This window comes from Sphingobium trunci, from assembly GCF_022664535.1.
GTDB lineage: Bacteria > Pseudomonadota > Alphaproteobacteria > Sphingomonadales > Sphingomonadaceae > Sphingobium.
The window spans coordinates 24170-49208 of sequence record NZ_JAKUJY010000004.1 but is presented as its reverse complement, the minus strand read 5'-3'; the positions used below and the strand labels follow the sequence as shown (position 1 = coordinate 49208).

Below are 25039 nucleotides of genomic sequence, written 5' to 3'. Positions count from 1 at the left end.
TCCTTCCGGCTCATTCCCCTCCCGGCGCCACGTCCGGCATCCTGCCATGGGCGAACTTGCCGAGCCCAAGCGCAGCGGCCCGCAGCGCCTGCCCGATCCGCGCCATCCCGGCCGCATCCTCCCGCCCGTCGAAGATCGACGCGGAAAGGACGAAGCGCGGGCTGGCGCCACGGTCGGCGATTGCGGACGCGACCGAGGCTATGCCGTGATTGGCATTGCCCAGGTCCAGCGCCCAGCCCAGTTCGGCCGCGCGCCGGACCTGCGCCAGGAAAGTGGATGCTCCGGGCGCGCTGTGCCAGCGCACGCCTTCATAAGCCTCGACAATCTCCGCATCGGAAAGCCCATGCGCGGCCAGCATCGCCCTTCCGGTCGCGCCTGCCGAACCGGGCTGGCGCTGTCCGACGACCAGATGGATACGGGTTGCCGACGCGCTTTCCGCCAATGCGACGAGGACAAGGCGGCTGCCGGTATAACGCCACAAGCCAACGGCCGCGTCATGCTCTTCGGCCAGCGCATCCATGGGCGCGCGCGCCGCCCGCACCATCGCGTCCCCACCCAGGGCGCGCCGGGCCAGGTCCACCGCACCCAGGCCCAGCGTATAACGCTTCGTCGCCGGATCGAAGATCGCCAGATCCTCGCCCACCAGGGTCCGCAGCACGTTGAAACAGGAACTTGGCCCGATGCCGACCGCGCGCGCGATGGCATTGACCCCGGCGCCTTCGGGAAGCGTCCCCAGATGGCGCAGGATGGATATGGCCTGGACGACGGAATTGACCGGCGGGCGCGGGCGTCGATCGGGATTAGCGGAGATCATAGCCTTTCTTATCGTTCACGATCATGAATAGCAATTCTAGCTGTTGAATAAACTGACGGCCTCAACTAAGTAATCTATCACGCAAACGGGAAGAGGACGGGAAAGGCATGAGCGAGTCGGCGCGGCTGGACGGAAAAGTGGTCGCCGTGACCGGCGCGGGCCGCGGCATCGGCCGCGACATCGCGCTGCTCTGCGCCCGTCAGGGCGCGGCGGTGGTCGTCAACGATCTGGGCGCATCGGCCGAAGGCGAAGGCGCAGACGCTGGCCCCGCCGAGGAAGTGGTTTCGCAGATTCGCGCCGAAGGCGGCCGGGCAGTGGTGAACGGCGCCAGCGTCGCCGATCCGCTGGGCGCGACCTCGATCATCGAGGATGCGGTCAGGAATTTCGGCGGCATCCACGGTGTCGTCAACAATGCGGGCATCCTGCGCGACCGCATCTTCCACAAGATGAGCATCGAGGACTGGAAGCAGGTCGTCGACGTCCACCTCAATGGTTCCTTCTATGTCGCCAAGGCGGCGGCGCCTTATTTCAAGGACCAGAATGGCGGCTCCTATGTCCATTTCACCTCCACTTCGGGGCTGATCGGCAATTTCGGGCAGGCCAATTATTCCGCGGCGAAGATGGGCATTTTCGGCCTGTCCAATTCGATCGCGCTCGACATGGAACGGTTCGGCGTCCGCTCCAACTGCATCGCGCCCTTCGCCTGGAGCCGCCTGGTCGCGACTATACCGGCATCCAACCCGGAGGAAGAGCAGCGGATCGAACGCGCCAAGACCATGACCACCGAAAAGATCGCGCCGATGGTCGCCGCCCTGCTTTCCGACGGGGCGAAGCATGTCACCGGCCAGACGTTCGGCGTGCGCAAGAATGAGGTGTTCGTCTTTTCGAAGAACCGCCCGGTCAAGACGATGCAGCGTTCGAATGGCTGGACGCCCGAAAGCATCGTGTCCGACCTCATTCCCGCGATGGAACATGCTTTCACGCCGCTGGCCCGGTCCTCCGACATCTTCCCCTACGATCCGGTCTGAGGCGAAGAAGAGGTGGCCTTCGACCCCCGGAAGCTGATCGACCTGCCCGCGATCGAAAGCCGGCAGAGCATCAACCCATTCAAGGTGATGCTCTACGCGATGGGCGTGGGCGCAACTGAATTGCCCTTTGTCTATGAGGACGGGTTGAAGGTGCTGCCGACCATGGCGGTGGTGATGGCCTATCCCGGCTTCGTCTGGCGCGATCCGGCGCTGGGCGTCACCTGGGAAAAGATGCTGCATGTCGAAACCAGCCTCATCCTCCACGCGCCCCTGCCGCTGACGGGCGAGTTGATCGGCCGCACGAAGTTCGGCCCGATCTTCGACAAGGGCGCGGACAAGGGCGCGATGGTGATCCAGACGCGCGAGATCAGCCATGAGGACGGCACCCACATCGCGACGGTGCGCAACACCAATTATCTGCGCGGCGATGGCGGCCATGGCGGGTCGGAGGGGCAACAGCCCGCGCCTTATCCGGTGCCCGATCGCGCGCCAGACGCCGTGCTGGCCATTCCCACACGCGACGATCAGGCGCTGCTCTACCGGCTTGCCTCGGGCGACATGAACCCGCTGCACGCCGATCCGGCGGTGGCGACAGGCGCGGGCTTCGAAAGGCCGATCCTGCATGGCCTTGCCACCTATGGCGTGGCGGGCCGGGCGCTGCTGGCGCTGCTGACCGGCAATGATCCGGCGCGCATCCGCCGCATCGACGCCCGCTTTTCCGCCCCAGTCTATCCGGGCGAAACCATCGAAACCGCCCTGTGGCGCGAAGGCCCGGGCAAGGCGGCCTTCCGCTGCCGCGTCGTCGAGCGCGACAAGGTGGTCCTCAACAATGGCTATGTGGAGTATCTATGACCGCTGAGACCGGCATATTGGGGTTTGGAGCCTATGTCCCGCGCAAGCGGCTCCAGCGCAGCGTCATCCATGCGACCAACAAATGGTTCGCGGGAGGACTGGGCGGCCTTGCCAAGGGCGAGCGCGCCATCGCCAACTGGGACGAGGACGCCATCACCATGGCGGTGGAGGCCGGACGCGACGCGCTGACGCAGGTGGATCGCGCCAGCATCGGCACGGTCAGCCTCGCCTCGACCACCCTGCCCTTCACCGACCGGCTGAACGCGGGCGTCGTCAAGGAGGCACTGGTGCTGGAGGACGGCACCGCCGCGCTCGACGCGACCGGCAGCCTGCGCGCCGCGACCTCGCAGCTTATCCAGGCGCTCGCCGCCGCAAAGGGCGGGGCCGCGCCGCATCTCGCCATCGCGTCCGAAATGCGCCTGTCCAGGCCCGCTTCGGAAGGCGAGATGGTGCAGGGCGATGCCGCCGCCGGTCTGTTGATCGGTCAGGGCGATGTCGTCGCACGTTTCCTGGGCAGCCATTCGACGACAATCGATTTCGTCGATCATTATCGCAGCAACGGCCAGGATTTCGACTATAGCTGGGAAAGCCGCTGGATCAGGGACGAAGGCTATACCGGCATGACGGTGAAGGCAGTGAAGGACGCGCTGGCCGTGCTGGGCGTCGCGGCGGGCGAGATCGACCGCTTCATCATGCCGATCACGCTGCGCGGCGTGGCCGACGGCGTCGCGAAGAAGGCGGGCATCAAGGCGGAGGCCGTGGCCGACACGCTGGCGGCCAGCCTTGGCGACAGCGGCGTCGCCCACCCCATCCTCCTCCTCGTCGCGGCGCTGGAACAGGCGCAGGCGGGCGAGAAGATCCTGCTCACCGGCTTCGGCCAGGGTGTCGATGTGCTGCTGTTCGAGGCGACCGGCAAGGCCGCCACCCTCCCCGCCCGGCGCGGCGTCAAGGGATCGCTGGCGCGCGGCGTCAAGGACGAGAATTACGCCCGCTGGCTGTTCCATCGCGGCAATCTCGCCCTCGACAAGGGGATGCGTGCCGAGAATGACGAGAAGCAGCCCGGCACGACGCTGTGGCGCAACCGCAAGACGGTGCTCGGCCTTGTCGGCGGCCGCTGCACCAAGACCGGGACGGTGCAGTTCCCCAGGAGCGATATTTCGGTCAATCCCAACGACCATGCCTATCACACGCAGGAGGATTATCCGCTGGCGGACAGGAAGGCGCGGGTCGTCACCTATACCGCCGACGCCTTGACCTATTCGCCCGCGCCGCCCAGCTATTATGGTATGATCGACTTTGACGGCGGCGGACGCATGATCGCGGAATTCGCGGACTGCTCGCCCGAAGAGGTGGAGGTCGGCGCGGAGATGATGATGATGTTCCGCATCAAGGCCGTCGATGAGCGGCGCGATTTCACCAAATATTTCTGGAAGGCCGTGCCGGTCGGCTGACCCGTTCGGACGCGCTATTTAGGAGACAAGACATGGCAAGCGGCATCAGGGACAAGGTCGCCATCCTCGGCATGGGATGCGCGAAGTTCGGCGAGCGCTGGGACAAGGACGCCGACCAGTTGATGGTCGAGGCCTATGAGGAAGCGGTGGCCGATGCGGGCATCGACACCTCGCAGATCGACGCCGCCTGGCTGGGCGTCGCGTTCGACGCGGTCAATATCGGCCCGTCGGGCATTCCGCTCGCCGTCGCGCTGCGCCTCAACAATTGCGGCGTGACGAAGGTCGAGAATTATTGCGCCAGCGGCACCGAAAGCTTCCGCGGCGCGGTCTATGCCGTGGCCTCGGGCGCGGCGGACATCGCGCTGGCGCTGGGTGTCGAGAAGCTGAAGGACACCGGCTATGGCGGCCTGCCCGTGCGTTCGCGCGGCACGACATCCGACATGATCGGCGTCACCGGCTCCGCGCCGGGCAATTTCGCCCAGCTCGCCTCGGCCTATCGCGCGACCCACGGCGTCAGCAAGGATGACCTCAAGCGCGCCATGGCCCATGTCTCGGTCAAGAGCCATGCCAATGGCGCGAAGAATCCCAAGGCGCATCTGCAAAAGGCGATCGACCTCGACACGGTGCTGAACGCGCCGATGATCGCGGAACCGCTCGGCCTGTTCGATTGCTGCGGCGTGTCGGACGGCGCGGCCTGCGCCATCGTCACCACGCCGGAAATCGCCCGGAGCCTGGGCAAGAAGGATCTGGTGACGGTCAAGGCGCTCCAGATCGCCTCTTCGAACGGCTGGGAAATGCAGCAGGGCGGCGGCTGGAACGGCAGCTATTTCCACACCACCCGCGTCGCCGCGCAAAAGGCCTATAAGGAGGCGGGCGTCACCGATCCCCGCAACCAGATCAGCCTGACCGAGGTGCATGACTGCTTCTCCATCACCGAACTGGTGACGATGGAGGATCTCTACCTCTCCAAGGAAGGCGAGGCATGGAAGGACGTGCTGAACGGCTTCTTCGATGCGGACGGGCAGGTGCCCTGTCAGATCGACGGCGGCCTCAAATGCTTCGGCCATCCGATCGGCGCGTCGGGCCTGAGGATGATCTACGAAAATTACCTCCAGCTCCTGGGCCGCGCGGGCGCCCGGCAGCGCCAGACCCCGCCCAGCCTTGCCCTCAGCCACAATCTGGGCGGCATGCCGAGCCAGAATGTGTCCGCAATCGCCATCGTCGGCCTGGCCGATGCTTGAAGTCACCGCGCCGACCCGGCCGGTGACCGGCAGCGGCATGGACGCGGAGCTGTTCGAGTCTTTCCTCGACCAGCTCCGCCGCTTCGTGCGCGACCGGCTGATCCCGGCCGAGCCGCGCGTCATCGAGGATAATCGCGTGCCGGCCGAGATCATCGCGGAAATGCGCGATCTTGGCCTGTTCAGCGTGACGACGCCCGAAGCCTATGGGGGCGCCGACCTCAGCCTCACCCAATATATCCGCGTCATTCGCGAACTGGGTCGTGCCGCCCCCGCCTTCCGCGCGACCATGGCGATCGGCACCGGCATGGTGACGACCGCGCTCAAGACCGCCGGAACGGACGCGCAGAAGCAGGAGTGGCTGACGCGCCTCTGCGGCGGCGAGATCGCCAGTTTCGGCCTCACCGAACCCGACAGCGGATCGGACTCGGCGGGCCTCAAGACCCGCGCGGTGCGGGACGGCGACGATTATGTGCTCAATGGCACGAAGCGCTACATCACCAATGCGCCGATCGCGGGCATCGCCCTCATCATGGCGCGCACATCGGCGGAGAATCTGCCGGGCAATGCCCATATCAGCGCCTTTCTGGTCGACATGAAGACCCCCGGCATCAGCATCGGCACGCCCGACGCGAAAATGGGCCAGCGCGGCGCGCTGATCGCCGACGTCATCATGGAGGATGTCCGCATCCCCGCGCGCAACCTGCTGGGCGAGGTCGAGGGCAAGGGCTTCGCCGCCGCGATGAAGGCGCTCGATCCGGGTCGCCTCTCCGTGGGCGCGGGCGCGCTGGGCCTTGCCGAGCGTGCGCTCGAAACCGGGCTGCGCTACGCCACGGAGCGCAAGGCGTTCGGTGAACCGATCGCCAATTTCCAGCTCATCCAGGCGATGCTGGCGGATTCGAAGACCGAGCTTTATGCCGCGGAATGCATGATGTGGGACGCCTGCGCCCGCAGCGAGCGCGGCCGTTCCAGCCTGGAGGCCGCTGCCTTCAAGATGTTCGCGACCGAAGCCTGCGGCCGGGTGGTCGACCGGGTGGTACAGATCCATGGCGGTGCCGGCTATCTGGCGGAATATGAGGCCGAACGGCTGTTCCGCGACGCCCGCGTCTATCGCATCTATGAAGGCACGACGCAGATCCAGCAGCTCGTCATCGCCAAGCAGATGCTGCGCGATTTCGCGGCGCAGGGCTGAGATAGAGGAATTCCATGTATTCGCTGCTCTCGCCCCTGCGTGTCGTGGAGGCATCCTCCTTCGTCGCCTGTCCGAGCGCCGGTCTTTACCTCGCGCAGATGGGTGCGGAGGTCATCCGCGTCGACCAGATCGGCGGCGGCCCGGACTATCGCCGCTGGCCCAAGGCGGACAATGACGCCAGCTTCTACTGGGAGGGGCTGAACAAGGGCAAGAAGTCCGTCGCGCTCGACCTGGGCAGCGCGGAAGGGCGCGAACTGCTGGCCGCGCTGGCGACGGCGCCGGGTGACGACGCGGGCATTTTCCTCACCAATTTCCCGGTGAGCGGCTTCCTGTCGTGGGAGAAGCTGTCGGCGCGGCGGCCCGACCTGATCCTGACCCGCGTCATGGGGCAGGCGGATGGCGGCCCCGCTCTCGACTATACCGTCAACTCGGCGCTTGGCATCCCACAGATCACGGGTCCGGCGACCCTCGGCGATCAGCCGGTCAACCATGTGCTGCCCGCCTGGGATCTGCTGACCGGCGGCTATGCCGCCTTCGCGACGCTGGCCGCGCTTCAGCATCGCCGGGCGACGGGCAAGGGGCAGGAGGTGCGCATTCCGCTCGCCGATGTCGGCATCGCCACCATCGCCAATCTGGGCCAGCTGGCCGAGACGCTGCATGGCGGCGACCGGGCGCGCTATGGCAACGACGTGTTCGGCGCCTTCGGCCGCGACTTCCGCACCGCGGACGGCAAGCGGCTGATGGTGATGGCGATCACCCCGCGCCAGTGGACGGGGCTGGTCAAGGTTCTGGGCATCAGCGAAGCGGTGGCCGGAATCGAAGCATCGCGCGGCGTCAGCTTCGCCACGGACGAGGGTGTGCGCTTCCAGCATCGCGACGCGCTGTTCCCGCTGGTCGAAGCTGCGGTGGCGCTGCGTGACGCGGACGATCTGGCGCGCGAATTCGACGCCAATGGCTGCTGCTGGGGGCCTTATCTGGCGATGCACGAAGCGGTGCGCGACCCGGCGATGGTGACGGCCAACCCGCTCTTTTCGGAGATTGAGCAGGTCAGCGGCGCACGCTATCCGGTGCCGGGCGCGATCGCGACGCTGCCCGGTGAAGAACGGCTGGCGCCGGTGCGCGCATCGCGGCTCGGCGAACATAGCGAGGAAATATTGGCGGACGCGCTCGGTCTGGGATCGGGCGAGATCGGACGGCTTTTCGACAAGGGGATCGTGGCAGGGGCATGACGGGGCAGAAGGACGAGATCAAAGGCGCGCTCACCGCGCTGGCGCGGTTCGGCGAAGCGGCGAAGGCGAGCCTTGCCGCCCGCGTCGCCACCGACGGCAAGGTCGACCCGCGCAAGCTGGACGCGGACCAGCGCGCCGCCCATGGCCTTGCCTGGATCGCCACCACCATCGCCGCGCTGGAGGCGCTGGGCGCCTGGGCCGACAACCTCGCCGCGCAGGGCGATTATGGAACGGCCGAAGCCACCATCGTCGACCTCGCCTTCGGCGAATATGCCGCGCAGATAGTGGGCGGCCTGCCGATCAGCCCCAATGAGTTCGTGCGCCCCGCGCAACTCGGCCTTGCGTCCGCCGCCGCCGATCTCGCCGCCGATCCCGCCATCGCCGCTTTCATCGCCAAGGCCGACGACCCGGCTCCCCGCGCCGCGCTGCTGCGCCACATCCGCGAGGGCGCGCATATTTCCGAAGCGACGGGCGATGGCACGATCGACGCGATCCGCGATCAGTTCCGCCGCTTCACCGCCGAGAAGATCACGCCCTTCGCCCATCGCTGGCACCTCGACAATGCGCTGATCCCGGACGCACTGATCGCTGAACTCGCCGACCTTGGCACCTTCGGCGTGTGCATCGCGCCGGAGTTTGGCGGCCTTGGTCTCGGCAAGCTCGAAATGTGCGTCGTGACGGAGGAATTGTCGCGCGGCTGGATCGGCGCGGGATCGCTCGGCACCCGATCGGAAATTGCGGGCGAGTTGATCGGCCTTGCCGGAACGCCGGAGCAGAAGACGCAATGGCTGCCCCGCATCGCATCGGGCGAGGTGTTGCCCACCGCCGTCTTCACCGAGCCATCCAACGGCTCCGACCTTGCCAATCTCGCCACCCGAGCCGTGCGCGATGGCGATGGCGACTGGCGGATTTCGGGCGCGAAGACATGGATCACCCATGCCTCGCGATCCGACCTGATGACGCTGCTGGCGCGCACCGGTGGTCCGGGCAATGCCGGCCTTTCCATGTTCCTCGCGCCCAAGCCGCGCGGCACGGACGCCGATCCCTTCCCGGCGGAAGGCATGTCGGGCGGCGAGATCGAGGTGCTGGGCTATCGCGGCATGCGCGAATATGAGCTGATGTTCGACAATTTCGCCGCGCCCGCCGACGCGCTACTGGGCGGACAGGACGGCGAAGGCTTCCGCCAGCTTATGAAGACCTTCGAGGGCGCACGCATCCAGACCGCCGCGCGCGCTGTCGGCGTCGCCTGGCGCGCCTTCGAACTGGGTCTCGCCTATGGCACCGAACGCCTGCAATTCGGCAAGCCCATCGCCGATTTCCCGCGCGTCTCCGACAAGCTCGCCATGATGGTGGTCGAAACCATCGCCGCGCGCGAGCTCGCCTATTTCGCCGCGCGCGAGAAGGACAAGGGCCGCCGCTGCGACGTGGAGGCGGGCATGGCGAAGCTGCTCGCCGCGCGCGTCGCCTGGACCAATGCCGACAATGCGCTGCAGATCCACGGCGGCAACGGCTATGCGCTGGAAAGCGAGATCAGCCGCGTGCTGTGCGACGCCCGCATCCTCAACGTGTTCGAGGGCGCGGCGGAAATCCAGGCGCAGGTGATCGCGCGCGGATTGCTGGCCGGACGCAACTGACGGGAAGTGGCGGACGTGGGCGGCGCTCCCGTCAGTCCATGATATCGACGACCGCCATCATCCCGGCCCGGTCCAGCAGCACCTTGCTGGTGACGACCATATGCTCCTGCCAATGTTTCTCGGCATCCTCGCCCCGCCCTGCGGCGATCAGGTCCACAAGCTTGGCGTGCGAGGCGAAACCGCGCTGGATGCTCTTGGCCGACGCCGCCGAAGGGTTGCGCTGGCGATAGGTGAGTTCCAGATGCCGTTCGACGATCGAGCGTAGGGCCGCGCCCACCACCGACAGCGTGATATTGCCGGATTCGTCCAGCACCGCCTGATGGAAACCCGCCACCGCCCGCGCCATGGCGGCGGCATCATGGACGCTCGCCCGTTCCGTCACCACCAGCGCGCGCAGCACCTGAGCGGCCTCGTGCGGCCGCCGTTCCGCCGCCAGCCGGGCGGCATGCGGCTCGATCATCGTCCGCGCCTCGAACAGGTCGGCGATCGATGCGCGGCGCGATTGCAGCCCAATCCCGGTCGCCCGAGCGACAAGGTCGGACAGGCCCGCATTCACGCTGGCGCCGCCCTTGGCTCCGCGCGTGACGGTGATGAGGCCTTCCCACTCCAGGATGCGCAGCGCTTCCCGCAGCGTCGGCCGCGACACATCGAACCGCCCCAGCAGGACAGGCTCCGCGGGCAGCTTGTCGCCGGGCTTGAGTTCGCCGCGCACGATCTGCTTGCGGATATGGCTGGCGACGATTTCAGCCGCCTTGGGAATGCGGACGGGCTGTGGAATTTGCTTTTCGATCACGTCCCTCGCCAATCCACCCAGAATATCGCGCAATCCACGCCACACCGCTGATAGAGCAGCATCGGCGCGAACGCCAGCCAGTCGCGTAATCGTATAAATGATATTGACACTTTTCGGTCAAGCTGCTTGTGCATATGCGGTCAGGCCGCATGGGGGCTTCTTGCCCCCGCAAGCGCCGAAGAGGAGAAGGACATGACAGGCGAACCGCATCTGCTCTGTTCGGTCGAGGACGGCGTGGGCATCGTCACGTTCAACCGGCCGGAACGCAACAATGCCTTCACCCCGGAAATGAACCAGATGTTCGACGATGCGATGATCCGGCTGGAGCAGGACCAGGACGTGCGCGCCGTCGTCATCACCGGCACGGGCGAGGGCTTCTGCGTCGGGTCCGACATGGTCAGCCTCAAGCAAAGCAGCGAGAAGGGGACGAGCGAGGGTTTCCCCCATCCCGAACGGCCTTTCGCCAAATATGACGTGTTCCGCGACGCGCCGCCCGAATTGCGCAGCCGCTTCGTCCTGCCCAAGGCGATGAGCAAGCCGGTGATCGCCGCCGTCAACGGGCGCTGCGCCGGGATCGGCCTGTCGATGGCGGTCAGCAGCGACGTGCGCTTTGCCAGCAGCGACGCCATGTTCTCCGCCGTGTTCGCCCGGCGCGGGCTGACGGCGGAAACCGGCATCGCCTGGCTGCTCGTGGAACTGATCGGCACCGGCGCGACCGCCGACATGCTGTTGTCGGGCCGCCGCGTCTTTGCCGAGGAGGCGCGAACGATGGGGTTGGTGAACCATGTGGTCCCGCGGGACGAACTCATGCCCCGCGCACTTGAATATGCGCGCGACATCGCCGTCAATGTCTCGCCCAACTCGACCCGGGTCATCAAGCGGCAGATCTGGAAGGCGCAGCGGCAGACGTTCATGGAAGCCGCGATCCTCGCCTATCTGGAGGCGGGCCGCAGCCTGAAGACCGCCGACTTCCGCGAGGGCATCGCCCATTTCATCGAACGCCGGGCGCCGCGCTTCACCGGCCAATAAGCAAGACCCTTTCACCCGTTTCAGGAGAAGAGACATGTCCGCAGACACAGCCGAAAAACCAGCCGAGGGCGGCTATGGCATATTGACCGATGCCGGGATCGCGCGCCTGCGCGAGCGCATCGGTATACAACACAACAAGCCGACGCCGCCGCACAATCGCGAAGTCACCTGGGACAATACGCGCCGCTTCGCCAATGGCTATGGCGACAACAACCCGCTGTGGTGCGATCCCGATTATGGCAAGACGACGCGCTGGGGCGGGCTGATCGCGCCGCCCAACATGCTCTACACCATGGGCGTGTCCGATGCCCCGGCGCTGTCGGCCGAGGACAAGGCGAAGCTGAAGGGCGACCCGCTGGCCGGGCTCGGTTCCTACCAGTCGATGATGGAATTCGAATGGTGGCGCCCGCTGCAACTGGGTGACCAGCTCACCCAGCGCAGTGCGCTGATCGGCGTGCAGGTCAACGACAAGAGCAGCTTTTCCGGCCGCACCGTGTCGGAGATCAAGGGCATGATCTTCCGCAACCAGCATGGCGACCTGCATGCGATCCAGCGCGGCACCTGGATGCGGGCGGAACGCCATGCATCCAAGGAGCGCAAGAAGGAATATGAGCTGCCCCAGCCCTATACGCCCGAACAGCTCGCGGAGATCGACGCCGCCTATGAGGCCGAGACGCTGCGCGGCGCCGACACCCTTTATTGGGAAGATGTGCGCGAGGGCGCCGACATTCCCACCATCGTGCGTGGGCCGCTGCGCACCAGCGACCTGATCGTCTGGCACATCGGCTGGGGCATGCAACTCACGCCGCCGGGCGCCTTCCGCGAATCCTGGAAGATCCGCAAAAAGGTGCCAGGCATGTATACGCCCAATGCGCTGAACGTGCCCGACACGGTGCAGCGCCTGCACTGGGAAACCGCCTGGGCGAACGAGCTCGGCATTCCCGTGCCCTATGATTATGGCGGCCTGCGCGAGACGTTCCTGACCAACACCGTCACCAACTGGATGGGCGACGATGGCTGGCTGTGGAAACTGTCCTGCCAGCACCGCAAGTTCGTCTATACCGGCGACACCTACTGGATCAAAGGCAGCGTGCGCAAAAAGCAGCAGGTGGACGGCCGCAACGAGGTGCATCTCGACCTGCGGATCGAAAATCAGTGGGGCACGGTGGTGACGCCGGGCAGCGCGGTCGTGCTGTTGCCGACGCGCGACAAGGCGGTGGAACTGCCGCGTCCCGCGCAGGAGGATATCGACGCGATGTTCGCGCATGAGGTCGCGCGCTACGCGGACTGAGACGGGAAGGGAGGGGTTTTGCCCCTCCCCTTCAACCCGCCAGGCCGATCAGCGCGTCGGCCAGCCGTTCCGGCATCGAATAGAAGGGCGAATGGTCCGAGGGCAGCGTCAACACGCTCTCGCATGGCATCCGTTCCCGCATCGCGCGCTGGAGGGCAGGGATCAGCGCCTTGTCCTCACCCGCCTCGACATAGCTGCGCGGTACCCGGCCGAACCGCTCCGCCGTCAGCATCAGCGGCGTGACCACCGGCTCGTGCGGCTCCGGGCACAGCCGCGCCTCTATGCCGGGTACCAGCGCGGGATCGACCTGATGGTAGAAGAGCGGCGCGGTCCCGCCAGAGGCGAAATAGCTGCCCCTGCCATCCGCCGTCTGCGTCAGCATCGGCCGCAGGTCGGGCATGCCGGGCTGCGACAGGCTGACCGCCAGCGCCGCCTCCCCCGGGGGCACCAGATAGGCAGTGAGGTAAACCAGCCGCGCGACATGGTCCGGCACCCGCTCGGCCACTTCGCTGATGACGATCCCGCCGCGGCTGTGGCCGACCAGTATCACCGGCTCCTCCTGCTGCCGGACCAGATCGGCAATCTCATCGGCCCAGAGCGCAAGCACCCCCTCGCCCAGCACGCGGCGGTCGTTGCCCATCCCCGCCAGATCGGGGGCAAGCGCGCGATGGCCCCTCGCCTCCAGCAACGGCACCAGCTTTTCCCAGCACCATCCGCCATGCCAGGCGCCGTGGATCAGAATGAAGGTCGCCATGTCGGATTGGCGTCCGATTCAACCGGCGAGCATCTTGACGATCTCGCCCGACGTCACCGGTTTCCGCGCGCCGCCGGTCTGGTCCATGCTGTCGGTGCGGCGCCCACCCAGATGATGGCGCGGCGACACGTCGACATCCTTGCCCAGTTCGCGCAGATGACCGACCGTGCAATTGTCCCGGCCCAGGATCGAGAAGGGATCGAAACTATATTCGCGCATCACGTTCAGATGGGTGATGTCGTCGATCGTCTCCTTCGGCAGCTTGCTGATCGACTTCCACAGATATTCGGGGCAGTTCGGCCAGAGCGTATCGGAGTGCGGATAGTCGCATTCCCACATCACCATCTTCGGGTTCATGTGATGCAGCATCTCCAGCCCCGCATTGTCGTCGATGAAGCAGGTGATGATCCGTTCCTTGAACAGATCCGAAGGCTGACGCCCGCCGAAATCGGTGAAGGTCCATTCATGATGATGCTCATGCGTGAAGTCGGCGCGCTCCAGGAAATAGGGTATCCAGCCGATGCCGCCTTCGGACAGCGCCATCTTCAGGTTCGGATATCTCTTCCACATCGGTGCGTGCAGCCAGTCGGCCGCCGAATTGGCGATCGACATCGGCATGGTCGTGATCCACGCGTCGATCGGTGAATCGTCGGACGCGTGCGCCGCTGAGGTGCCGGTGCCGATATGGCAGTTGATGACCATCCTGTAGTCGTCCAGCACGTTCCACATCGGGTCCCAATAGGGATCGTGGATGCTGGGGAAACCGCAGCGCGCGGGATTGTCGGGGAAGGAGATCGCATGGACGCCGCGCTTCGCCCAGCGCTTCAGTTCCTCGACCGTGGCGTTCATGTCCCAGATGGGCAGGATGATCATCGGGATGAAGCGGCCCGGCCCGGCGGCGCACCACTCATCGACATGCCAGTCATTATAGGCCCGCACCGCGCGCAGGCCGTGATCGTCCGGGAACTGGAAGAAGGTGTTGCCCGCGAAACGCGGCATGGTGGGGAAGTTGATCGCCGCCAATTGACCGTTGACGTTCATGTCGTCGATCCGCGCCCTGGGATCATAGGTGCCGGGACGCATCTGGTCGAACTCGTCCGGTTCCATCCCATATTCGCTGCGCGGACGGCCGACGACGGCGTTGGTGCCTATGGTCGGGAAGATCTTGCCCTGGAAGGTCCAGACATCCTTCCCGTCCTTCTTGACGATGCGCGGCGCCTCCGCCTTGTGGGCATCGGCATAGTGCCGGATGAACGCCTCGGGCGGCTCGACATTATGGTCGTCCACGCTGATGAGGATCATGTCGTTCAACTGCATCTCTTCTCTCCCGCGGGATCGTTCGTCCGACTCCTTGTTCGCCGCAAATGTCGATGACATCCTGTACTAAGTAAAGGATCAAATGAGCCCCGCGTGGGCCTGAGAGAGGCCGGTACGAAAATACCATCTAGACCAAAACAGGACATCGGGTATTGATGATCCTGCACAAAGGCAAATGCCGGAATGAGTCCGCCCGGGAATATGGTCTGGTAGGAAGGGGCGGAGACGAACTCATCCGCCCCCATGCTGCCGATGGCGGGAAAGAGGAGAGATATGGGAACGGACCTCAAGCCTGAACAGATCCACCTTCTGGCGCCGCTCGCGGTGCTGGTGTTGTGGACCCTGGTCATGATGATCTGGATGACGATCGCCCGCTCGCGCGGCATGGCTCAGGCGGGCGTGACGCCCGACCAGTTGCCCGCCGGAATGCAGGGCGATTTCTACCAGGCACGCATCAGGCCGGAATATATGTGGCCGGGCCAGAACTATAATCACCTGTTCGAACAGCCGACGATCTTCTACGCTATTGCCATCGCGCTGATTCTCATCGGCCCCTGGGCATGGGATGTGCGGCTGGCCTGGATCTATGTCGGCCTGCGGATCCTTCATTCGATCTGGCAGTCGTTCGTGAATACCATCTACGTCCGATTCACATTATTCTTTCTGTCGTCCGTCACGCTTGCCCTGATGGCGGCCCACGTCCTTCACTTCGCGCTCCGTTATGGCTGAACTGCATCGCGGCGGGCGAACAGACTTCCGCGCCTCCGCCGACCCGATGTCGAGATAGCTATGGCCGAAGGAACGGCATGAACAAGGGAATCCTGGTCCTATGAGCCTGGTCTTGAATGAAACATCCGACGGAATCGCGATTCTGACCCTCAACCGTCCGGAGGCCATGAACGCCCTCTCGCTTGCGTTGCAAAAGGAGATCGCGGAGGCGTTCGACGCCATCGCCGCCGATGACGCGGTGAAGGTGGTGATCCTGACCGGCGCGGGCGAGCGCGCTTTCTCGGCGGGCCTCGACCTCAAGGAAATCGGACAGTTCGGCTTGCTGACGGGGCCTGGCGGGCGGCGGCGCGACAGCCTGGCGGCGCCGCTGGCGCGATGCCCCAAGCCCATCGTCGGCGCGATCAACGGCGTGGCGGTCACCGGCGGTTTCGAGGTGGCGCTCGCCTGCGACATATTGATCGGATCGACCAATGCCCGCTTCGCCGATACCCATGCCCGCGTCGGGGTAACGCCGGGTTCGGGCCTGTCGCAAAAGCTGCCGCGGCTGATCGGAATTTACCGGGCCAAGCGGCTCTCCCTGACGGGCAACTTCATCGACGCGCAGACCGCACTGGACTGGGGCCTGCTGAGCGATGTGGTGGCGCCGCAGGACCTGATGCCAACGGCGCGCGCACTGGCCGCCGAGATCGCATCCAGCGAGCCGGAGATGGTGCAACGCTACAAGCGCCTGATCGACGATGGCTACGCCCTGCCCTTCGGTGAAGCCATGGTGCTGGAACGCGCGCGCGCCGAGGCGGACAGCGCCCGGTTGCGCCCCGAGGACGTAGAGGCGCGGCGCGCCGCGGTGATCGCGCGCGGACGCGAACAGCAGGGCTGACGCTGCCGGCATTGAAAAAGGAGAGACGAGATGGCGCGGACATTCGGAGAGAAATCGACCACGGACGAGGTGCTTGCGGGGGTAGATCTTGCAGGCAGGAGCGTGCTGATAACCGGCGTGTCCGCCGGTCTTGGGGTGGAGACGGCAAGAGCGCTGGCGGCCCATGGGGCGTCGGTGGTGGGAACCGCGCGGGATCTGGAAAAGGCGGGGCAGGCGACGCAAGCGGTGCGCGAGGCCGCAAGCGCGGGTGGGGGAAGCTTGGAACTGATCGAACTCGACCTCGCCTCCCTGGCCAGCGTGCGCAAGGCCGCCGACGCCCTCGTCGGGCAGGGGCGGGCATTCGATATCGTCATCGCGAACGCAGGCGTGATGGCGCCGCCGCTGGGCAAGACCGTGGACGGCTTCGAGACGCAATTCGGCACCAACCATCTCGGGCATTTCCTGTTCGTCAACCGCATTGCGGGCCTGATCCGTCCGGGCGGCCGGCTGGTGGTGCTGGCCTCGGCCGGTCACCGGTTTTCCGACGTCAATCTGGAAGACCCCGGATTCGAGCGGACGGAATATGACCGCTTTCCCGCCTATGGCCGCTCCAAGACGGCGAACGTCCTGTTCGCGGTCGAATTCGACCGCCGCCACAGGGACAGGGGCATCCGCGCGGCAGCCGTCCATCCCGGCGGCATCCGGACGGAACTTGGCCGCCATATGGACGGCGACGTCATGGCCCGGTTCATGGAGCTGGCGAAATCCATCGCTGCCCCCGGCGAATCCCTGTCCACCCTGAAGTCCATTCCCGAAGGGGCGGCGACGACGACCTGGGCCGCGGTGGTCGCCGATGCCGATGAAATCGGCGGACGCTATTGCGAAGACTGCCATGTGGCGGAGGTCAAGGACGGACCAGGCCGGTCGGGCGTGCGCAGCTATGCCCTGGACCCGGAACGGGCCAAGGCCTTGTGGGCCAGGAGCGAGGAGATGGTGGGCGAGCGGTTCTAGGGCGTAAGTCGCGCGCCAGTTCTTTGTTTTCGTATCGCTTTGAGCGCAAATCGATTCCCAACTTTGCGCGCGATACTTTAATGGCAATAGTCAAAGGCAAAGAGAGCATGATCCGATTCAGGTTGATCGGATCATGCTCCTGGACCAATCGACATCGACGGCCTGAAAGGCGGAACGGATAGTCCTCCGCCTTATGCCGCGGCAATGGCCCCCGGATTTCTCTTGTCGGGCTCTCGTCCGCTCAGGCGGCAAGCCTGTGGAAGCTGCGGGTCTCGCCCAGCAGCGGCAAGCCGAAATAGCCCCGCAAATAGAGCGCGCCGTTCTTCATCCACAGCATGCAGCGGAAGGTCCGCCCTGAAGTCGCGTCATAGATTGAGCCGCCGGTCCAAATTCCGTTGTCATAGCGAAGCCCGGTGACGATCACGACATTCTTCATCGAGCGCGAACGCAAGGCCGGATCGGGATTGAGGGCATCCCGCTTGAACGAAACGCCATCCGGCTCCATCAGCTTGCGGCCGTAAACGATGCGGGCCTGATAGCCGCCCGCGGCGCGCATGAAATCGAGGTTCGACGACCCGTCATCGGCGGACCAGACGCCTGCAATCGCATCGGGCGCGGACCTCTGCGCCCCGGTTATCGGCAGGAATAAGGCGGCTGCCGCCAGGAGCGCCATCGCGACGATCATGACGATCATGGCACGGCGCGATGGACGGGATCTTGGGCTGGGCATGGGGGGCTCCTGCACGATCGGCAATCTTCTCTAATTGCCAGTCTTCTCAAACCAGCTTCAGCATCACCTTGCCCTGGTTGCTGCCGTCGAACAGGCTGAGGAAAGCGGGCAGGGCATTGTCGATGCCCTCCAGCACATGCTCGTCATGGACAAGCTCGCCCCGCGCCAGCAGGTCCAGGATCGCCCGGCGCCCTTCGCCCATCTGCATGCCGTAATCGGCCACATGATAGCCCTTGATCGTCGCGCCCTGCATCTGCACCTCGATCAGTTGGCGGGTGCCGTAACGCGGCGAATTATATTCGGAGATCAGGCCGCACAGGATGATCAGCGCCTTGCGGTTGATATGAAGCAGGGTCGCGTCCAGCCCGACGCCGCCGACATTCTCGAACACCAGGTCGATGCCGTCCGGGCAGGCGGCGGCGATGTCGGCGCTCAACCGTTCGACATCCTTGCCGCGATAGTCGACCGCGGCGTCATAGCCGTAGCGCTCGGTCAGCCGCGCGCATTTCTCCGCGCCCCCGGCGATCCCCACCACACGCGCGCCGCGCCGCTTGGCTAACTGCCCCGCGATCGACCCGACCGCGCCCGCCGCGCCGCTCACCAGCAGCGTCTGGCCCTTTTCCGGCTTCAGTTCCGCCTCGATCCCGAACCATGCCGTCAGCCCGGTTCCGCCCGCGACCGACAGGAAAGCGGAGGGCGAAGGCGCCAGGCCCACATCGACCTTCTGCGTGAAGGGATCGCGCCCGCCGATGGAATATTCCTCGGTCTTGTTGAGGCCGGACACCCAGTCGCCCACCGCGAAGCCGGGATGATTGCTGGCCTCCACCACCCCGACTGTCGAGGCGCGCAGCGCATCGCCGATCGCGATCGGCGGCATGTAGGTGACCGTCTCGTTCAGCCAGTTGCGGATCGCGGGATCCAGCGAGACATAATGGTTGCGGATCAGGAACTCGCCATCGCCGATGGCCGGAACGGCTTCCTCGACCAGACGGAAATTCGACGCGTCCGGCAGGCCGGAGGGGCGCTGGATCAGGGTAAAGCGGCGATTGACGGTCATCCGGACTCTCTCCTTCAGGGGGCTGGCCGGTCAGCATTCGATCCCGGCAGGCAGGTCAATGAATCAGGCGATGCCCAACCCGGCGATGATCTTGTCGGTCCGGTCCCACAGCTTGCGCGCCAGATCGGCCTGCCCGGCAAATGCGGATGACTTGGCCGGGCGGCAGTCGGAATAATAGCCGCCGCTCGTCCCCTCCAGCGCGGGATGGGCCGCCAGCAGGCAGGTGGTTGCGGCGCCCTGCGGTACGGTCTTGCCGAACAGCGCGACGAGATTGACGATCCAGTTGAGCGGCCCCTTCATGTAGCGGTGCAGCCCGGTCGCGCCGATCAGCCCGGGATGCAGCGCGTTGACCGTGATCTTCTCCATCGCCAGCCGCCGGGCCAGTTCCCTGGAGAACAGGACATTGGCCAGCTTCGACTGGCCATAGAAGCGGAAACCGCTATAGCCCCTGGCGCCGTCCAGATTGTCGAAATCGATGCCCTTGTCCGGCGGCGCGAAATTGTGGGAATTGCTGGCCACCACCACGATCCGGCCGGAACGCCGGAGCGCGGGCAGCAGGCGCGTCACCAACAGGTGATGCGCGACATGATTGACCATGAACTGCTTTTCGAGGCCGTTCACCGTCTCCAGCTTCGGCAGGGCCATGATCGCCGCATTGGTGATGACGATGTCGATGGGGACGCCGCTGGCAAGGATCGCATCGGCGGCGCGCGCGACGGAGCTCAGGTCGGTGAACTCCGCGCCCACCGCCATGCCGTCCGCCACGCCTGCGCTCGCCAGCGCCGCCCGTGCCTTCTGCTCGTCCCGCGCGACCGCGATGATGCGGGCGCCACGCAGCGCTAGCACCCGCATCGTTTCAAGCCCGATGCCCGAATTGCAGCCGGTCAGCAGCACCGTCCGGCCAGACAGGTCCACGCCTTCGGTCACCTCTTCCGCCGTGCTGCGCTTGCCGAAACCCAGCGCTTCAACGCGATCGGTCATGTCTTGCCTTTCCGGTCAGAGCTGTGCTTCGCCGCCATCGACGGCATAGTCGGCGCCAGTCACGAAGCTTGCCTCGTCCGACAGCAGGAAGGCAGCGACCGCCGCAGCTTCTTCGACGCGGCCCATGCGACCCAGCGGATTGGTCTGGGTGGCGTGCTGCACGATCATGTCCAGCACTTCCTTGGGCAAGCCAATTCGCTCGAAAAACGGCGTCTCGATCGGGCCGGGGCTCACACAGTTGACGCGGATACCCTGGGGCGCAAGTTCGCGCGCCAGCCCGCGTACCATCGAACGGACCGCGCCCTTAGTGGCAGAATAGATCGCGCCTTCGACAATGCCCCGATCCTTCGCGGCCGAGGCGGTCACCAGGATCGATCCACCCTGCCGTAGCAAGGGCAGCAGCGCCTGCGCACCGAAGATGACGCCACCGACATTCAGGTCCATCTGCAGATGGTAGAATTCCGGGGTGATATGGCCCAAATGTGCGCCCTTGCCGATACCGGCGTTCAGGAAAACGCCGTCGATCTGGCCGAACAATTCCTTCGCCTTGGCGGCCAGGGCGTCAGCGGCAGCAAAATCGGCCGCGTTATTCTCCAGCGCATGAATGCCCTCGGCACGCGCCGCCGCCAGTTTCTCCGCATTGGTGCCCGTGATGAGCGCCTGCCCGCCCTCGGCCACGATTCGCTGCGCCGTCGCCAGGCCGATGCCGCTCGATCCGCCCGTGATGACGACCGATTTTCCCGTGAAACGTGCCATTGCAATCTCCTGTCCGACTTTTGTGATATGAACCATATATACTGATTCTGTCTTTTTGGTCTAGTCGTTTTTTTGTGCTAGGGAATGGTCGCATGAACCTGTCCACACCTGTCCTCGCTTCGGCACCCAAGACCGACCAGATCATCGCCGCCACCCGGTCGCTGTTCGTGCGCTATGGCTACAGGCGGACGTCGGTGGACGACATCGCGCGCGAGGCGGGCGTGGCGAAGGCGACGCTCTACCTGCACTTTTCCGGCAAGGAGGAAATGTTCCGGGAAATGATCCGGCGTTTCCAGCTGGCGCAGGAACAGCGCTGCGCGTCAGCCGAAACAACAACGGGACCACTCGAGCGGCGGGTCACGGCCTTTCTCGACGCGGTCTACGGCACCGCCCTTTCCTGGTTCGGGAATTCGGAGCATATCGAGGAACTGAAATCCTTTGCCGCTGGCGAGGCGACCATCCCCACCGACGATCCGATCCGCATCTTCGGGCAACGGCTCGCGCTGCTGCTGCAGCAGGCCGATGCGGCGGGCGAGGTCAGCCTCGCCCGCGCCGGGCAATCCGCATCCGACGTCGCGACGACCCTGTTCTTCGCCGCTTACGGTGCCAAACATGCGACCGGCGCGACGCTGGAGTCTTTCCACGACGCGCTGCCGGGTATCGTCTATCTGATCCTGGCGGGCATCACGCCCGCCGGCTGACCGTTTTCAGAAACCGAACGCCGCCTTCACCGCCAGCAGCGTCAGCGCCATCAGCACCAGCGACGACAGGCCGAACAGCGCCAGCCGCACAAGGATGCGATTGACGGTCGCCTGCCAGACCGAATGGACGATGCGCAGCGCGACATAGGCCCAGGCCAGCGCCGCAGCGATCCCGTTGCCCTGCCCCATCAGGGCCAGCAGCAGCGCGACGGCATAGAAGACGGTCGGTGCCTCGTGCAGATGATTGTAATTATGCGCGGCCCAGTTCGCCTTGCCCGACAGCATGCGGTCCACGTCCCAGCTCGTCCCGCCCACCATGTCGCGCGGATCGACCTTGATCTGGTCGCGGGCGGCGGTGCGGCTGACATAGAGCCAGACCAGCATCACCATGGTCCAGGCCGCCAGCACAGCGACCGGCTTCACAATCTCCTGCGTCGCCACCACCGCCATTCCCCTTTACCAGACGACCTGCAACTGCTCGATCGCGAGGATCGCGCCGCCGCGCGTCTCCAGATGCTGGCCAGGCTTCAGCCGGAAGGGCGGAACGCGCCTCAGCCATTCTTCCAGAAACACCTTCAGCTCCAGCCGCGCCAGATTGGCGCCCGCGCAATTATGCGGCCCGGTGTTGAAGGCGACATGGGACGGGCGCGGCCGATCCAGATCGACCGTGCCGGGATCGGGAAAGACCCGCTCGTCATTGCTGGCGCCCGCCAGGCTGCCATAGATGATGTCGCCCGCGTGCAGCGCAGCGCCGTTCAGCACCGTGTCGCGCGTCACCCGGCGGATGACCGTGACGAAGGCATAGCGGCGCAGCATCTCCTCGATCGCGCCCGGTATCTCGTCGGAATTGTCGCGCAGCCTTTGCTGCTGGTCGGGATGCTCCGCCAGATGGCGCAGGATGAAGGTCATCCCGTTCGTCACCGTATCCAGCCCGGCAAGGAACAGCAGGTTGCAGATCTGCAGGATCATGCCGTCCGACAGTTTCTTGCCCTCGACCTCCGAGGCGATCAGCATGGAGACGACATCGTCGCCCGGATGCTTTTTCCGCTGCTTGATGAGCGACCGCATATAGAGGTTGATGCGGATGAAGGGCATCACCCGGTCCCTGGGCTTGGCCGATGCCAGCGCCGCGTTCGCCCAGCCGACGAACTGGCGGAAGCGGCTCATGTCCATGCCCATCATGCCCATGAAGATCTTGACGGGAAAGGGCACGGCGACATCGGCGACGAAGTCCACCGATCCCTTCGCCAGCGCGGCGTCGATCAGTTCGGTCATCAGCGCGCGAATGCGCGTTTCCAGCTTCTTGACCTCGCGCGGGGCCAGGAATTTGAGCAGCAGCAGCCGGTAACGCATATGCTGCGGCGGGTCCATGTCCTGCGGCGGCAGCTTCATCTTGGGCATGTACCAGGGCATGGGCGGCAGCGCGTCGGCGCTGGAAAACACCTCCGGATTGGTCATGATCTCGGTGATGTCGGCCATGCGCGTGGCGACCCAGTGGCCGCCGTTGCGGGGCGTGAAGAAGACGTCCGGCGCCTTGTCGTGCAGCGCGCGGTGGGCATCCTGCAGGCCGCCCTTGGCGACATCGGCGATCATGTCGAAATCCAGCACCCGGTCGAACGGGACATGGGACGGCACGGCAATCGCATTCATGATTTCTATCCTTGAGGGCTGTGATGGCCGCCGATCAGGCGGCGGATTTCGGCGCATTGTCCGGCCAGCGCCTGGGCGGCGGCCTCGACCTGGGCGAGCCGGACGAGGATATCGTCCTTGCGCTCGGCAACGACCTGCGAATAGCGCGCATCCAGCACCGGCAGGACGAAGGTCGCGACATGGCGTTCCAGTTCGGCTCTGTTCCAGGGCGCGCGCGCCGCGATGTTCAGGAAGGTGCGGGCGAGCCAGTCGAACAGTTCGTCGCGGTCGCTGCCGGTGAAGGGATCGCAGCCGGTGCGCACGGCCAGCAGATTGCCCAGACCCTGGCCCACCAGTTCCCGGAACACGGGCTGGAGCATGCGCGCATTATTGTCGCTCAATTGCCTGACGAAGACGGATTCGACGATCGGATAGCGCGGCATCGCCTCGATCGTGAAGACGAAGCCGGCGATGATGCCGGCGGAAAAACTCTCCGCGCTTTCGGATACCGCCCTGGCTTCCCGTACATAGGGCGCCGCCTCCCGCCGCAGCACGTCGGCTATGATCGCGTCCCGGCTGCTGAAGCGGCGATAGAGGGTGGCGCGGCTCAATCCGGCAGCCTCGGCGATGCGATCGATGGTCGCGCCGTCTATGCCATGGGCGCGGACCACCTGCACGGCGGCATCCAGAATCGGGTCGGCGTCATCGCCGCTTCGCACGGCAAGCCTGCCCTTCACGCCCGCTGCCATCCGCATGTCTCCGATTCGATCCCTGCCGCATGAAACTTCAATAGGTGTTTGTATCATGATTTGATACGAAATTGAAATATGTCTCATGCACTGTCGCAAGGCAGGGCAAGACCGGGGTCCAGCCCGGGTACGATCAAAGGGCGGCTTCGGCCCGGCCCGTCGCCAACGCCCAGAATTTGGCCGTCGTCCCCCTCGTCACGTCGGTCCGCTTGAAGATCGTCAGGACGGAATCGAAGGCGCGCTCGGCCAGCGGAACCGCATCGGGATAAGCGGCCAGTTCCGAGGGCTCCCACAGATGGATGACGGTGGGCAGGCGATTGCGCCGGCCGAAAGAGATCAGCGAGGACATGGCCGGTTCGGGCGCTTCGACCAGGCTGCATCCGGCCTGCCGGAACGGCTCGTACAGCGGATCGTGCAGCACGCCGATGGATCGCGGGAAGACGGCCACCGCGCGCCCCTTCAACCGGTCGGCCGTCACGACGTCCAGTGCCGCCAGCGGGTCGCCCTCCGACACGATCAGATATCCCCGCGCGGTCGCGACGCGGTGACTTTCGATGCCCGGGCGCTGCCATTCGCCGAAGGTGATCGCGATGTCGATCGCCCCCTCCCCCAGCATGTCCAGCAAAGGCCCGGTCAGTTCGTTCACGATCGTCATCGTCACGTCCGGCCGCGCCATCTGGAACCGTTCGATCATTTCGCGACGGGCCGGGATCAGCGCGGTGCTCAGCGGCGCCCCGATCCGGATGCTTCCGAATTGCCGGGATCGCCAGCCGGCGGCGCATTCCGCCGCCCGGTCGAGCGCGGACAGAACCTCCTGCGCATGGGCCAGCATCTCCGTTCCGGCGAGGGAAAGCCGCACATTGCGCGAACTGCGGTGCAGCAGCGCCACGCCCAATTGCTGTTCCAGCCCCTTGATGACGGCCGAAACCCGGGCCTGGGAAATACCCAGTTCGGCGGCGGCGCGGGTGAAGGACAAATGCCGCCCGACCGCCGCGAAAGTCTCCAGATCGTTCAACCGCAATCGCATCATCTGGCTCCCGCAGACACCGCATTCATAACATATATATTATGACTGATATGCATCTTCTATAATGATTGACGCCATCCCTGATGTTAGCGCCTGGGAAGCGATATAAGGGCCGGGGGGCCTGCGCAGGGGGGAACCTCCCGGGGGGACCGCGCATGAGAGGATGGGGCCGGACGAAAGGCCGCCCCGAG

The 25039-nt window shown here is 65.4% G+C and carries 25 protein-coding genes; 13 read left to right on the top strand and 12 right to left on the bottom strand.

The features are described from left to right. Positions 1-10 precede the first annotated feature (10 nt). Positions 11-814 carry an IclR family transcriptional regulator gene (locus MJ601_RS04975; protein WP_242123911.1) on the bottom strand — a complete coding sequence of 268 codons (804 nt, stop codon included), beginning with the start codon at positions 812-814 and terminating at the stop codon, positions 11-13. Between the two features lie 107 nt (positions 815-921). On the opposite strand from MJ601_RS04975, the gene MJ601_RS04970 reads away from it, so the two are divergent. From MJ601_RS04970 to MJ601_RS04940, 7 genes are read left to right on the top strand one after another with little or no spacing between them, the layout of a single operon-like run. Beyond that, on the top strand, positions 922-1842 hold the full coding sequence (locus tag MJ601_RS04970) for an SDR family oxidoreductase (RefSeq protein WP_242123909.1): 921 nt from the start codon (positions 922-924) through the stop codon (positions 1840-1842). 12 nt (positions 1843-1854) lie between these two features. After that, positions 1855-2694 carry a MaoC family dehydratase gene (locus tag MJ601_RS22005; RefSeq protein ID WP_242123906.1) on the top strand — a complete coding sequence of 280 codons (840 nt, stop codon included), beginning with the start codon at positions 1855-1857 and terminating at the stop codon, positions 2692-2694. Continuing rightward, positions 2691-4145: an OB-fold domain-containing protein gene (locus tag MJ601_RS04960; RefSeq protein WP_242123904.1), complete on the top strand. Its 1455-nt coding sequence runs from the start codon at positions 2691-2693 to the stop codon at positions 4143-4145. Before MJ601_RS22005 ends, MJ601_RS04960 begins: the two co-directional genes overlap by 4 nt. 32 nt (positions 4146-4177) lie before the next feature. Next, positions 4178-5386 carry an acetyl-CoA acetyltransferase gene (locus MJ601_RS04955; RefSeq protein WP_242123902.1) on the top strand — a complete coding sequence of 403 codons (1209 nt, stop codon included), beginning with the start codon at positions 4178-4180 and terminating at the stop codon, positions 5384-5386. After that, positions 5379-6575, top strand: coding sequence for an acyl-CoA dehydrogenase family protein (locus MJ601_RS04950; protein WP_242123901.1), 1197 nt, complete (start codon positions 5379-5381; stop codon positions 6573-6575). The genes MJ601_RS04955 and MJ601_RS04950 overlap by 8 nt, the downstream gene beginning before the upstream one ends. A gap of 14 nt (positions 6576-6589) precedes the next feature. Further along, positions 6590-7804 carry a CoA transferase gene (locus tag MJ601_RS04945; RefSeq protein ID WP_242123898.1) on the top strand — a complete coding sequence of 405 codons (1215 nt, stop codon included), beginning with the start codon at positions 6590-6592 and terminating at the stop codon, positions 7802-7804. After that, a complete protein-coding gene (locus MJ601_RS04940; protein WP_242123897.1) occupies positions 7801-9438 on the top strand; it encodes an acyl-CoA dehydrogenase family protein in 1638 nt (545 codons plus the stop codon). Before MJ601_RS04945 ends, MJ601_RS04940 begins: the two co-directional genes overlap by 4 nt. 31 nt (positions 9439-9469) lie before the next feature. On the opposite strand, the gene MJ601_RS21920 is transcribed toward MJ601_RS04940, so the two are convergent. Then, complete coding sequence (locus MJ601_RS21920; protein WP_348635557.1) at positions 9470-10231, bottom strand: FadR/GntR family transcriptional regulator; 762 nt, start codon at positions 10229-10231, stop codon at positions 9470-9472. A 192-nt stretch (positions 10232-10423) separates the two neighbouring features. On the opposite strand from MJ601_RS21920, the gene MJ601_RS04925 reads away from it, so the two are divergent. Together MJ601_RS04925 and MJ601_RS04920 are read left to right on the top strand one after the other, a co-directional pair. Beyond that, positions 10424-11260 carry an enoyl-CoA hydratase-related protein gene (locus MJ601_RS04925; RefSeq protein WP_242123895.1) on the top strand — a complete coding sequence of 279 codons (837 nt, stop codon included), beginning with the start codon at positions 10424-10426 and terminating at the stop codon, positions 11258-11260. A gap of 34 nt (positions 11261-11294) precedes the next feature. Continuing rightward, the gene (locus MJ601_RS04920; protein ID WP_242123893.1) at positions 11295-12551 is read left to right on the top strand and encodes an FAS1-like dehydratase domain-containing protein; all 1257 of its coding nucleotides are present in this window, start codon (positions 11295-11297) and stop codon (positions 12549-12551) included. A gap of 31 nt (positions 12552-12582) precedes the next feature. On the opposite strand, the gene MJ601_RS04915 is transcribed toward MJ601_RS04920, so the two are convergent. Together MJ601_RS04915 and MJ601_RS04910 are read right to left on the bottom strand one after the other, a co-directional pair. After that, complete coding sequence (locus MJ601_RS04915; RefSeq protein ID WP_242123890.1) at positions 12583-13305, bottom strand: alpha/beta fold hydrolase; 723 nt, start codon at positions 13303-13305, stop codon at positions 12583-12585. An 18-nt stretch (positions 13306-13323) separates the two neighbouring features. Continuing rightward, on the bottom strand, positions 13324-14622 hold the full coding sequence (locus tag MJ601_RS04910) for an amidohydrolase family protein (RefSeq protein WP_242123888.1): 1299 nt from the start codon (positions 14620-14622) through the stop codon (positions 13324-13326). Between the two features lie 273 nt (positions 14623-14895). Between MJ601_RS04910 and MJ601_RS04905 the strand changes: the two genes are divergently transcribed. The 3 genes from MJ601_RS04905 to MJ601_RS04895 all read left to right on the top strand — a co-directional run bounded on the left by MJ601_RS04905 (position 14896) and on the right by MJ601_RS04895 (position 17218). Further along, positions 14896-15351 (top strand): MAPEG family protein, encoded by a 456-nt coding sequence (locus tag MJ601_RS04905; protein WP_242123886.1) that lies wholly within the window; start codon positions 14896-14898, stop codon positions 15349-15351. A 100-nt stretch (positions 15352-15451) separates the two neighbouring features. Then, the gene (locus tag MJ601_RS04900; protein ID WP_242123884.1) at positions 15452-16228 is read left to right on the top strand and encodes an enoyl-CoA hydratase; all 777 of its coding nucleotides are present in this window, start codon (positions 15452-15454) and stop codon (positions 16226-16228) included. Between the two features lie 30 nt (positions 16229-16258). Further along, positions 16259-17218 carry an SDR family NAD(P)-dependent oxidoreductase gene (locus MJ601_RS04895; protein ID WP_242123882.1) on the top strand — a complete coding sequence of 320 codons (960 nt, stop codon included), beginning with the start codon at positions 16259-16261 and terminating at the stop codon, positions 17216-17218. Between the two features lie 241 nt (positions 17219-17459). Here the strand turns inward: MJ601_RS04895 and MJ601_RS04890 are convergent, their stop codons facing one another. From MJ601_RS04890 to MJ601_RS04875, 4 genes are all read right to left on the bottom strand, one after another. Next, positions 17460-17948 carry a DUF2147 domain-containing protein gene (locus MJ601_RS04890; RefSeq protein ID WP_242123880.1) on the bottom strand — a complete coding sequence of 163 codons (489 nt, stop codon included), beginning with the start codon at positions 17946-17948 and terminating at the stop codon, positions 17460-17462. 46 nt (positions 17949-17994) lie between these two features. Further along, positions 17995-19005 (bottom strand): NADP-dependent oxidoreductase, encoded by a 1011-nt coding sequence (locus MJ601_RS04885; RefSeq protein WP_242123878.1) that lies wholly within the window; start codon positions 19003-19005, stop codon positions 17995-17997. A 63-nt stretch (positions 19006-19068) separates the two neighbouring features. Beyond that, positions 19069-19986 (bottom strand): SDR family oxidoreductase, encoded by a 918-nt coding sequence (locus MJ601_RS04880; protein WP_242123876.1) that lies wholly within the window; start codon positions 19984-19986, stop codon positions 19069-19071. Between the two features lie 15 nt (positions 19987-20001). Next, positions 20002-20742 (bottom strand): SDR family NAD(P)-dependent oxidoreductase, encoded by a 741-nt coding sequence (locus MJ601_RS04875; RefSeq protein ID WP_242123874.1) that lies wholly within the window; start codon positions 20740-20742, stop codon positions 20002-20004. Between the two features lie 92 nt (positions 20743-20834). Between MJ601_RS04875 and MJ601_RS04870 the strand changes: the two genes are divergently transcribed. Continuing rightward, on the top strand, positions 20835-21443 hold the full coding sequence (locus MJ601_RS04870; RefSeq protein ID WP_242123872.1) for a TetR/AcrR family transcriptional regulator: 609 nt from the start codon (positions 20835-20837) through the stop codon (positions 21441-21443). 6 nt (positions 21444-21449) lie between these two features. Here MJ601_RS04870 and MJ601_RS04865 read toward each other — a convergent pair whose 3' ends face one another. The 4 genes from MJ601_RS04865 to MJ601_RS04850 all read right to left on the bottom strand — a co-directional run bounded on the left by MJ601_RS04865 (position 21450) and on the right by MJ601_RS04850 (position 24848). Then, a complete protein-coding gene (locus MJ601_RS04865) occupies positions 21450-21887 on the bottom strand; it encodes an MAPEG family protein (protein ID WP_491572887.1) in 438 nt (145 codons plus the stop codon). Between the two features lie 12 nt (positions 21888-21899). Next, a complete protein-coding gene (locus MJ601_RS04860; RefSeq protein WP_242123869.1) occupies positions 21900-23093 on the bottom strand; it encodes a cytochrome P450 in 1194 nt (397 codons plus the stop codon). Between the two features lie 5 nt (positions 23094-23098). After that, positions 23099-23821 carry a TetR/AcrR family transcriptional regulator gene (locus tag MJ601_RS04855; RefSeq protein ID WP_242123866.1) on the bottom strand — a complete coding sequence of 241 codons (723 nt, stop codon included), beginning with the start codon at positions 23819-23821 and terminating at the stop codon, positions 23099-23101. A gap of 133 nt (positions 23822-23954) precedes the next feature. Then, positions 23955-24848, bottom strand: a complete 894-nt coding sequence (locus MJ601_RS04850) for a LysR family transcriptional regulator (RefSeq protein WP_242123865.1) — start codon at positions 24846-24848, stop codon at positions 23955-23957. Positions 24849-25039 lie beyond the last annotated feature (191 nt).